The organism is Bartonella sp. SL317, from assembly GCF_059687655.1.
This window is the reverse complement of record NZ_CM185144.1, coordinates 1,049,594-1,061,483: the sequence shown is the minus strand read 5'-3', so window position 1 is coordinate 1,061,483 and position 11,890 is coordinate 1,049,594. Positions and strand designations below refer to the sequence as shown.

Sequence of the window (11,890 nt, the reverse complement as noted above, 5' to 3'; positions counted from 1 at the left end):
GTGCAAAGGAGGGGGATTTTAGCTTCATTTTTACCCCTAAAATAACCTTCTTATAGCTTATAGACGCGAACAAGTGACGAAAACAAAAATGATGTAAATTACCGCAAGCTAATTTGTTGTGTCATTGTTATCACCGCCCCAGTTAAATTTAATATATTTCTATCTTTGCCCGAAGGTGAAGCGTCAATTTACAGTTTTTTTGAGGGTCAAGGAGTGTTCCTTTTCTCTCTTTTTAAAATATTGCAAAAATTCTGAAGCAAAAATAAAAAATGCATCATTATTGAAAATAATGTATGATTTTTCTTTTGAAAAAGCAAACTCTTGAACGCGAGCGTAGCGGTTTGTTCTGTTTTTAAGGTCTATCATTATAGACCTTATCAAGCTCTCTATGCGTATCTTTTATAGATGTAAGCCGCATATTTTACAGATGTTAAAAACAATTCACCCCTGCCTCATGAGACAAGGGTGAAAAGAATTTTTTATATGTTTTATTGATTATCAATTCAATGTCATATTGAATCCCGCACCTACACCCCAATGACCGCCAGAAGTTGTTGCAGATACATTAGAACGAAATTTTCCATTTTCTGAAGTGTAACCAGCACCAAAGGCAAATGCAGACTGACTACGCCATAAACCAGTACCAAATCCAACGCTTAACTTTCCAGGCGTATCATTGTAGCGTAAGTTAGATACCGCTAGACCAATAGCTGCTGCTTGTCTTGCCTCCTTCTTCACACTCTCAATGCTGTAGTTTAAAACATCAAACTTCATATCAGTATATTGCTTAGACTGATCAACAGCTTTGTCAATCGCATCAACCGTAATATTATCAATCCGTTGATCTGTATAACGCTTTGATTCATCGAGAACAATTTTCATCTGTTCTTTGGTGTAATCATGGAGTTGACCACCATTTACAGCTTCTTTTGATCCTTTCTCAATTTTGCCATCAGCGACATTATCAATCACAACAGGCTCACTGGCATCCCCCCCACTAATGTGATTTTATTGGTCTTTTTGCCTTTTTCATCTCTGTCATAGCGAACAGCATCCTCAGCAATGTCATTAACTTTGTTATCAATGTTATCGACTTTGTTTTCAATATGGTAAACAGTTTCACTAATATCAGTAACTGTGCCCGAGATATTATCAACTCTGTCGGTAAGATGCTTAACATCTTTTTCAACACCTGTGACACGATTTTCAACCTTTGCAACACGCTCATTGGTTTTCCAAAGTTGTCCACCATTAACCGCGTCTTTGGAATCTTTTGCAATTTTGCCATCAGCTACATTGATAATCTTACTTGGTTTACCATCATGACTAGCATCATAGGCTTTTTTATCACTATTCCATTTTAAAGCATCTGAATCAGCTTTGTTGATAGCCTCATCAATACGATTATTAATATTTGACATTCCTTTGCTAATACCATCAAAAGCATCAGAAACTGTGTTATAGCTATTCTTAATCGTTTTACCATTCGCGTCAACTTGAACAACCTTGAAAGTAGGCGCTGTCCATTTGCCATTCTCATATTTGGCACCACCACCGAAATAAGAAGCAAGTTTGTTGCTCATGGAATAAAGCTGGCTGCCATTAATCGCATCCGTTGAATTTTTAGAAATGTCACCATTCGCGAGATACTTAATTTTGCTATTAGTCTTCTTGCCATCTTTTTCATGACGTGCAACAAATGCCCCTTCATCATTATCCCACAATAAAGCATCCTTTGAGATCCCTTCAATTTTCTGATTAAACTCATTGGATACCTTCGTTAAGCGCTGATTAACATCTTGAACATTCCCATCAAGACCTTTCAAAGCAGAACCAACATCATAATAATGAGCCTTTCCTACCTTACCACCAACAATAGCGGATAAAGTATATTTCAGACCTTTCAAAGCACCATCAACAAATTTTGCACCACCACCAAAATATTTTGCAATATCTGCTGATATTTTATTAATTTGGCTACCATTTATGGCATCGTGAGAATTTTCAGAAATGCTGCCATTTTTTACACCTGTAATAGTCCGCTCTCCCTCAGTACCTGCGACATTAATTTTTGTACCGCCTTTTTCCTTACCAATGGTAATAAGCTTCTCACCCTCATTCCATTTAACAAGACTATTCTCTGTTATACTAGAAATTTGATTGTGAATATTTTTAAAAGTACTGTTTACACCTTCAAAAGCATCAGCAACATTATTATAGGGTTGTTTAGAAACTGAACCATTAGCGTTTACTGTATAAACTTTGAAAGTAGGAGCATGCCATTCTCCATTTTTATCATATCCAGCGCCACCACCGAAATATTTAGCGACATCATTCATTGCATTTATAAAGTGATGATTAACATTCCTGATATTCATATCAAGCCCCGACAAAGCATCACCAACACTATTATATTCTTTCCGTGCGACTTTACTATTTGCATCAATAGTCGTTAAATTATACCTTGGTCCTGAAAAAATACCATTATTAAATTCTGTACCACCACCAAAATATTTTGCAATGTCGCTTCCTATAGAATGAATTTGGGAACCATTTATTGCATCTGCTGAATCTTCAGAAATCTCACCACCCAAAAGAAACGTAATCTTACTTTCTGTTTTCTTCCCATTTGGTCCATGAAGTGCAGAAAATGCGTTCTTGCCTTCATTCCAAAGCAAGGCGTCCTGAGAAAACTCATCAAATTTATTGTCCACATATGTTAAACGACTATTCACATTTTTGACATTCGCATCAAGCCCTGTTAAAGCATCACCAACATTTTCAAAGATTTTTTGCTCCACTTTACCATCTGTAGAAACTTTAGATAAATTATATTGAGGACCTACAAAAGCACCATTCTGAAATGCAGCATCACCACCAAAATATTTTGCAACATCTCCTGAAATTTTATTAATCTGGCTACCATTGATTGCTTCATGTGAATCTTCAGAAATATCACCATCTGCGAGGAATTTAATCTTACTATTTGTCGTTTCATTTCCTTCTTTATGACGTGCAACAAATGCTTGTTCATTTTCATTCCACAATAAAGCATCTTGAGAAAGTTGATAAACCTCCTTACTAACATCAGTAACCGTACCCGATATAGTATCAACTCTCGTACGAAAATGCTCAATGTCTTTTTCAAAACCTTTAACACTCTCATTTGTCTTCCAAAGCTGTGAACCATTTACAGCTTCAGTTGAATCTTCATGTACCGCCCCATCTTTCACACCAGAAATTGTCCGATCACCACCTGATTTATTTGTAATATCAATTTTTGTACCGCCTTTTTCCTTACCAATGGTAATAAGATTCTGCGTTTCTTCCCATTTTACAAGACTATTACCCGCTATCTGATCTTTTACTTCATTCAACTGTGAAACGTTAACGGCATCGTTTTTCAATTTACCATCTGCGACTCCTGTAATCGTTTTATAAGCCGCATGAATACCACCCTTAGTCATTCTTGGACCATCCTTGATCATGAAACCAGCATTACTCATTCTGCTAAGCCCCGTTTCTACACGACCAACTTTAATATATTCACTTAAATCAAACTGTACTTCATTTTTATCGCCTTTGATAATTTTGATATTGGTGAGTTCACTCTCATTATTATCATCGTCTTTCTGCTTAATGGCAACAAAGTTTACTGTACTACCTGCCCCAACATCTATCGCTCGATCACCATTAACAGAAAGCTTCCAGCCTTTTTCTGCAAGTGTTTTTACATCTTTTAGCTGTTTATAATTTACAGCATCAGTATCATCAGCCCCCGCCGCTACTCCTTTAATCGTTTTATCTCCAGCATGAATGCCATTAATAGTTATGCTCGGCCCCTCACCATTTTTAAACCGAAAGCCCGAAGCATCCATAATGCTTTCTCCTGTTTTGACACTCATTACATTAATATCATCAGCTAAATCAAATGTGACTTTATTGCCATTGTCTTTTTTTATTGTGATATTTTTGCTACCATCTTCCCTCGCACCAGCAACAAGATTCACTGTATTGCCAGCTTTAACATCTGTAGCATTATTACCATCAACAGAAAGTTTCCAGCCTTGTTCTGCAATGTCCTTTACATCTTTCAGCTGCTTATAATTTACAGCATCAGTATCATCAGCCCCTGCCGCTACTCCTTTAATCGTTTTATTATCAGCTTCAATACCATCGATAGTCATACTTGGACCATTAGCAATAATAAAACCATCATCACTCATAGTGCTTCTTTTTGTAGTAACACTCGTCAATTCAAGATTATCATTCAAAGCAAATTGAATTTTCTGCTCATTTTCTGCAGTATTTTTTTCAATCTTTAGATTATCTTTTCCTACTGTTGTATCTTTCACTGAAAAATCTACGGTATTGCCACCTTGAACATCTGTAGAATCTGTACCGTTAGCAGAAATTTTCCAAGCTCCTCCTCCTTTTCCCACGATACTTCTCAGAGCTTTTAACTGTGCTACGTTGACCGCATCAGTATCTTCAGTACCAGCAGCCACACCTGTAATTTGTCGTGTTAGATTCGCACCATCATAAACATTACCAATACTAAAAGCCCCTGCTGTACTTTGCCATACCTTATCCTTTGTTTTTGTTGTTTCTGTACCTGTTGCAGGATCATAACCCTTATTTCCACTTTTAACACGAGAAACAGAGCCACCACCGATAGCAACACCATCTATAACTCGCACTTGTGCATTTGAACCAATCGCAACAGAATCCTCCTCCGCAGCATGAGCAAAAGAGCCTATAGCAACCGCATCTTTAGCACTCGCTTGGACGTATCTCTCTTGTTCATCATCATCATCATCTTCTTCTACAGGTTCGCTAGCACCTATTGCAATAGCACCTGAAGCTGTCGCTTCAGCCTTTGAGCCTATAGCAATCGCATATTGATTGCTTGCCTTAGTTCTGAAACCTAAAGCAACACTTTCTTTACCAGAGGCTGTTGCAAGACCACCAAATGCAACAGAAGATTCACCTGATGCTTCTGAACCTATGCCTATAGCGACCGTTGCTTTACCACTTGCCAGTGCAGAAACACCAAAAGCTTGTGATCCACCAGTTTTCGCAGTTGCACCAGCGCCAAATGCCGTTGAATAATTCCCCGTTGCAGAAGCTCCACAACCCGTTGCAAAAGAATAAACACCATAAGCTTCAGGTAGAATATCTTGAGAACCACTAGTAGCTGTTCCCATATAACTAGCTTTATTGATTAGATTCCCATCTCCAGTCCAAGTAACCTTCTCAGCAGTTGTACCGTAGGGGTTTCTTCCGTTAGGAGCAGAATAGCCCTTGATAAATCTGTCATATTGTTCTTGTGCAGTTATTCGTTGATTATCAGTAATCGCTTGCTGTTGCTTACCACCACGACCAATGACATTATCTACACCACAGTAATTATCATCACCAGCAAATACAATACTGCCATGGCTACCATGTGGATAAGGAACATCCATACCACTCGAGTTCCGAACAAGCCCTCCTGTTGTAGAAACACCTGCAGAAAAAACAGGGGAAACACTGGATAAAAGTGTAGCCATCGCTGCGCTAAGCGAGACAGCTTTAATTAAATTTGGTGTGGAATATTTTTTTTTCATAAGGACCCCTCCAACAGAGTTTAACATCATCACAACGCGCAAAAAAACCATGGCAAAACGCTCCGCTTGCGCACCTTAAAAACCAATAAATCAAGACAAAAACTCCCCCTCTGACACCGCTATTCATTCGGCATCAGCCTAAAATCTTTGTAACAACATCGAATCTAGAAAAGTCCCCAACCCTTTTATCTAGAGGGATTCAAGCTAAAAAATAAATAAAAACACAAAACTTTGAAAATATACCGTTATCTCCATTCAAAAATACTGCGATTTATCTCTTAACAAAAATAGTCTCACTAAAGAGCAATTCTACTTTTCAAATAAAGCGCAGCAGCAAAATGGCAAGGGTGTAAAAATAATTTTTTGTCAATTTATAAAAATACTTCTTAAATAAAAGAGCTTTTCTTGTAAGCATTACCTTATGATGTCTTTTAACTTATCGTATAATCTCATAGAGTATGATCATCGCAAGCTCTCTCCTTGCTATACAAGGTTATTTGTCTCAATGTATGATGCATGCCTTTTGATAAGAAAAATTTCTTAATAGAATGGGCAACTTTTTAATGTCCACGTGCTCATTTAATCATCTTTGTCAAAAGATAAAAGCGCGCTATAAACGACCTTTCGTTCCTTTCTCTTCTGAGCTATTACCTTCACAAGGGCATGCCCTCACGAAGAAAAGAACACCATTAGGTTTTATATCCGCGCGCTTGTTTTATAGAGGCACCAAACATCGTCATTGTATTTTTACTGTTAGATAATTTTTAAAATATCACAAACCGAAAAGAAGCTGTTTTCTAAAATCTTTTCCTTCATATAACGCATTATATTTTCAATATTGTCCGTATTTTTCCTTCACCAAGAAATATTAGTGGTGTCAGCTTCTTTTTAAATAATTCTCTATTTGTATCATCAATCATTATTCTTTTTATGAACGGTTTTATCGATATTAGAGCAATATCTTGATTTATAATGATGATTTCTTTTATGGTGAATAAACGAGCCGAAAACCGTACGCTTTTCCTATTTCAGACCTATTCATACAGTAGAAAATCAAAAAAATTCTATTTTTTAAAAGAACTGTTCATTTGTATCTTGTGACGTGACTTAAGGCGCTTTCTCACCTTCGATTTTACGCTTTAAATGAAGTTTTAAAAGCGGAAAAGTTGCTTCGACCTCTTCTATATCATTGAGATTTTGGATAAGCTCTTGCAGTTTTCCGTAAAGCTCTCCTGCAAGTTCTGCGATATCTTCAGGGGATATATCTATTTTTGCATCATGATACGTTGTATAAGCTAAATGCCCAAGCTTTTTCATTAACCCCACAGGAATCGCTTGCGGTTTTAAACCAGATGCTTGCGCCTTTGCCGTATCTGAAAACATCTCGCCATTACCTGTTACAAGCCAGTTTAAATTGACTTTTAATTTCTGTGATAGAACAACCAAAAATTCCACATTAGGAAAGGTCGTACCTCTTTCAGCGTGGTCATAAATGGCTTTATTAATACCTAAATGAATCGCTATTTGATGCCTACTAAGCAGCAAACTTTTTCGTATCAAACGTAATCGCTTCGCCTGTTCTGTTTTGGGTTCAATTTCTTTTTTTGCCAAATTGCACAATAATGCAAATATTGAATTGACTAAATGCAATATTTGCATTATACCTCTTGTTACTGCCCTTTATGTTGGGCAAAAATTTAAATACATAACCCCACAAAAAACGGATGTTGCCGCATCCATTTGCAGGAGCGAAATTTATGACAATCACACAAAAAGAGCAATCACCATAGTATTTTGCCAAGCCCCCATTCTCATACACCCTAGGCAAAACGCGTGGAATTTTACCAAATACCGACCTCCAGTGTCAAAAACATTTGAGTATCCTCTCATGAAAAAATGATATTTGCCAATTGCACACTCATCGAGCGAAGTTCTATCATCTGCTCTCTCAAAAAGCGCTGTCATATGTTTTTAGATTTTAGAACAGTAAAAATCCAATACGTTTTTTCATTGCGTGTTGTGCAATATACCACTGAAATCTTATTACAAAAATATGTAAATACATCTCTCTCACAGTTTTATAAGATAAAAGGTTTATCAATGTCTGAAAATCAATATAAAAGAGGCAAAATAATTGCACATTTACAAAAAATGAGATTATCATGCCTTCTTAAGAGGCTGAACGTTTACAAACCATGCTGGCTTATTGTAGACATTAATGGCACTGATTTAGCTGTGATTGGCTATAGTGATTGCTGGGTATTTGGTTTATCGTCAAAATACTTTTCCCCTACGCAAATTAAAAGCCTTTTGGCAATGTATTTTAAATGCTATAAGTTCTGTAGTAAACACATTGTCATCCCTATTGACAATTAGGCGCTTCAAAATCTTGAAGTGATAAATTTTTAATAGGCATTGATTTAAAAGCACGTATTTTGCAAAACATTGAAAAAAACATGAGGTCCGTATACATGGCAATTTTGAGTAATGATAGCGGAGTAATACTTAAATATGCCAAAGCTGAACAGAAAACCGCAACGTGGAGGAGTGAGCATGGCCCCTTTATGCGATAAAGAATTATCCGATACACTGGTTGGTCTTTATGACGACTATAAACGTGGTTTAGACATTGGAGAAGAGCTTAAATTATGTGTAGATTTAGCTTTATCTCTTGAATTGGAACTCAGTATTCTCCGTTTAAGTGAATCAGATGCGCTTTTTAAAAAAGAGATTGTTCAAACCTTGCATCGTCGTAGAAATGCTCATTCCAACGAGGATGAAATTGATACAATTTTTCATATGGATTATGAAAAACAAAAATAATGCAACAATCTTCCCCTCTGATGAGAAGGCTTTTTACTTTCTGCTATCCTGAAACTAAGAAACTTCTAAGAAGCTCTAAAATGTTGTGTCTTTCCCTCCTTATAAAAGTCCGATGGATGAGAGAAACACATCAACTCCTTTTGGTCATCATAAAAAGTCATTGTTATTTTATAACAACATAAGTTTATGCTTTATAAATATATGCTTTTTCATTAAAGACAGAGCAACACTTTCATATTTTCTCACCTATCCTTTAAAAAAGATGAAATATGCCGCCTCGTGAATGTTTGGTATCGTTTTAACCAACTTCAATGTAATTTATCATTTTTCTTATAAAACAGCACAATGAATATTCCAACAAGCGCCACAATGCTTTGAAGAAAATATATCAATTGAGGTGATATGCGACTGCTATCGATTGCCATAATGAGATAAACTCCGAGGATAAAGCATCCAGACAGACCATTAAAACTTGCCTGCAATCTTCCTTGGTATTGGGGATCACAAGAGAGTTGCGATAAAGAAATCGAAAGAGCCCAACTCGAAAGTCCAAATCCAATTATAAAGTAAACAGGAAAAACAACAAAAGTGTGTGTATTAATAGACAAAATGACAAGCCCTATAACCATGAAAGCTAATAAAAGTGCCAATGTTTTCCTTATGGATAAAACTTTACAAAGAAGTGGTGAAAAAAACGCACCTGTCACTACACCCATCGAATAAAGCACCTCAAATATTGCAAAGGTCCTGCTATCCGCGTTTAAAACCTCTTGTGTATAAGGCACCAGAATAACAGGAATAGTCATTAACAGCGTCATAATAATCATCTGGTTTATATAAGGCATAAAAAGAACTGGATTCTGCTTAAGATAATGAAGGGATGCTGTATAATTTTCCCACCAATTTTGCTGGTTTTTATTTTTAGATTTTCGGGGTTTAGGTACTTTCATTGCAAAATTAAATAAACCAGCAATAATAAAAAATATACCGCCTATCAGAAGAGCTCCTTTTGTTCCTGCATAGGCAAGTATAAATCCACTCAAGCCCATACCGATAATCATACCAAGTTCATAGACCATGTCGATGGTTGCATTTGCAGTGATGAGCTGTTTTTTAGGCACAATGCTTTGGATTAAAGGTACAGCTGATGGCATATAAAAAGAGATAAAAATACCCAACAGAGCCGATAAAATCATCAAATCAATTTCTATGCCCAAATGCCCAAGTATACTCCACCCCACAATCACCAAACCTCTAACAAGATTTGAAATGATAATCTGCACTTTACGATTATATTTATCTGCCAATATGCCAAAAATAGGTGCAAAAAGAATACTAGGAGCCCAGAGAAAAAACATCATCAACGCGACACCACGAATTGAACTTGTCTGATGGTAGGCAAACCATGATAATGCAATATAATTTAGCCCATTTCCAAATGTAGCAAACAAACCGCTCAAGGTAAAATAGAGGAAAGTTCTATTCTCGAATAGAGCAGCGCGTTCTTTCAAATTTGCAACGAACATAAATTATTCCCTCATACACACATCATTTAGTATGGAGTATAATCATATTTTCAAACATATATTGAGTTTTTTATTCTCGTTCATTAAATTTAAAAGAACAAAACTCCTCATTTTGTTAGAGCGTTATTCATTTGTTTATGGAAAGAAAACATTCTAGGCATCATATGGGACAATCTTAATATACTGAAGATTGATAAATATTTTCACTTTCATTGCGCGTTACATTGGCATCATAGATGTAAAACAGTAGCACTAAAATCTTTTGTTTTAACTGTAATAACTACAAAGCAAATAGGTGATCTCATTTTTACGATAGGGTATTTAGATTGATCATTTCCGCAAGCAGGTTATAAATTTGATCCTCATAAAAAGCATTCAAAGGGATAATCGCACCAGAAGTAAGACAGATTTTTAGAGGAATGTATGGAATCTCATGAGTAATTTGCATAAAAAAAACAATTGGTTTTCAAAATACATCATTTAAAGCCGAGAAAAATGTTCATATCAGCCCTATAGAAGGTCTCAAAGAGCAGTTCTCATTCAACTTTCTTTTAAAATTTATACTTGACATAATGGACAAAGGAGAGCTTCTTTATGCACGGCACAATTCGTGAGGGGAGGACTGCACTACATGCTACAAACTATCCAACCACAAAGTGAAAAATTTGATGGATTGGCTGATGACTATGATCGCTATCGTCCACGCTATCCCCTTAACTTATTAAAAACCATGCTGCTTCCTTTTAAAGACAAAAAACATTTGTCCATCGTGGATGTGGGAGCAGGAACGGGCATCGCATTAGAGGGAATTGTTGAACTTCTAGGCAATGAACATCAATATCATGCGATTTATGTATCAGAAGATATGATTAAGCAGGGTCAAAGAAAATTTCCTTTTGTGCAGTGGTATCACGGTAAATCCGAAAGTCTCTTGCCCCAAATCGGCAAGGTTGATCTTGTTGTTGCAGCACAAGCGTTTCAGTGGATGGATCGCCCTCTATTGCTGAACACTGTCTCAAACCAGCTTCGCTCTGGAGGCGTTATGGCGGTTATTCAAAACAATCGCGATTTTCAAAATAGTCAATTTCTCGCTGCTTATGAAACATTATTAGAAGAGATGAGCCCTCACTATTCTCGTTATTATCGTCATTTTGATTTTTTACAAGAAATGCGTGATGGTCTTGATGTCAATCCAGAAAATGTTGCTTTACATACACACGATTGGACGATGACGATCCCCTCCGAAGCTTTTATAGGCATGAGCCGCTCTTCAACGCAAGCGCAGCGCGCCATTGCCAGCCATGGAGAAGAATATTTGCAGGAATTGGTTACACTGACAAAACAATATGAAGTGCAGGGAAATTTAGAACTTTTATATCGCAGTGAACTCTACATCTATACAAAATAATCTTATATCTATGATCCCTCTCCCGTTACCTTGCAACGCATTATGACCCCCTCAACAAATAAAGTCATGCCACCCAAATTGGTTGTATAGTTGGTCACATAAATGCTGCCTAAAGTTGTGTAAATACCCCTCAATTTGAGACTATAAAATAATTTCTGTCTTATAATGCAGGATTATTGCCAGCTTAAAATCCAAACTCATCGCTGCAATGGTCAAGAATTAACCCCGCAACTTTGAATTAAACAGTGTCGGCCTTGAGAACACAAAAGATAGCTCTCAAATGTAGCTGTGTTCATTATCAGTCAAAGCTAAGCCCTTATCGGCAAAATACCCCCACAAGAAACGCAGCAAAAATATTCACCGTCTCCGCTACTCAACTTTCTGGAAATAAACTATCATTACAATCAATATCAACGTTCAACTTTATATCATGCCCCTATCAAAAAACTTGACCTCTCTAGTCATAAGTGTACTAACTGTTTATAGACATATAGACCGATTATAATATTGCATATTTTAAAAGA

The 11,890-nt window shown here is 36.6% G+C and carries 4 protein-coding genes and 1 pseudogene; 2 read left to right on the top strand and 3 right to left on the bottom strand.

What is annotated here, in order from left to right; all coding sequences use genetic code 11:
* Positions 1 to 498: 498 nt before the first annotated feature.
* Together AC6ER9_RS04765 and AC6ER9_RS04760 are read right to left on the bottom strand one after the other, a co-directional pair.
* Positions 499 to 5,609 (bottom strand): annotated as a pseudogene (locus tag AC6ER9_RS04765) (Vomp family autotransporter).
* Between the two features lie 1,107 nt (positions 5,610 to 6,716).
* Entirely contained in the window at positions 6,717 to 7,220 is a 504-nt protein-coding gene (locus AC6ER9_RS04760) for a helix-turn-helix domain-containing protein (RefSeq protein WP_497075220.1), read from the bottom strand.
* 942 nt (positions 7,221 to 8,162) lie between these two features.
* Between AC6ER9_RS04760 and AC6ER9_RS04755 the strand changes: the two genes are divergently transcribed.
* Positions 8,163 to 8,432 (top strand): hypothetical protein, encoded by a 270-nt coding sequence (locus tag AC6ER9_RS04755; protein WP_497075219.1) that lies wholly within the window; start codon positions 8,163 to 8,165, stop codon positions 8,430 to 8,432.
* A 308-nt stretch (positions 8,433 to 8,740) separates the two neighbouring features.
* Here the strand turns inward: AC6ER9_RS04755 and AC6ER9_RS04750 are convergent, their stop codons facing one another.
* On the bottom strand, positions 8,741 to 9,958 hold the full coding sequence (locus AC6ER9_RS04750; protein WP_497075218.1) for an MFS transporter: 1,218 nt from the start codon (positions 9,956 to 9,958) through the stop codon (positions 8,741 to 8,743).
* Between the two features lie 631 nt (positions 9,959 to 10,589).
* Here AC6ER9_RS04750 and AC6ER9_RS04745 point away from each other — a divergent pair.
* On the top strand, positions 10,590 to 11,366 hold the full coding sequence (locus AC6ER9_RS04745) for a class I SAM-dependent methyltransferase (RefSeq protein ID WP_497075217.1): 777 nt from the start codon (positions 10,590 to 10,592) through the stop codon (positions 11,364 to 11,366).
* Positions 11,367 to 11,890: the final 524 nt, after the last annotated feature.